We start from the raw sequence: 351 nt of genomic DNA on the forward strand, positions 1-351 counted from the left end.
GGTGAATGCTCCAGCCGGGACCGCCACGGACACCGTTCCTTCTGCGAGTGGAGTCAATGTCACGGTGTAGGCGGTTCCTGACCCGGTCATGGAGGCGGTGGCGTTGACCATCGTCAGATCTCCGACGGTAAAATCCGTTGAGGCCTCGCTAAGGGTGATCGTCGCTGTGAATTCTCCACCGGTCGGACCAGAGAGGGCGCTGATCGTGACGGTCGGCGCAATCGCATCGTAGATCGCGGACGCCGTGTTGGAGGCCGTGTTGAGGTTGCCGGCACCGTCGGTGAAGGCGCCAGCCGGAACGGTGACGGAGACTGTTCCGTCGGCAACTGGCGTCAGCGTCACGGTGTAGGT

General features: G+C 63.0%; 1 protein-coding gene. It reads right to left on the minus strand.

Annotation, left to right across the window (positions count from 1 at the left end; all coding sequences use genetic code 11):
- Positions 1-351, minus strand: a 351-nt coding sequence (locus J5J09_RS22570; protein ID WP_246746072.1) for an Ig-like domain-containing protein, incomplete at both ends; no start/stop codon positions are given.

The organism is Ciceribacter sp. L1K22 (genome assembly GCF_017599385.1).
In the GTDB taxonomy this organism is placed as follows: Bacteria; Pseudomonadota; Alphaproteobacteria; order Rhizobiales; family Rhizobiaceae; genus Allorhizobium.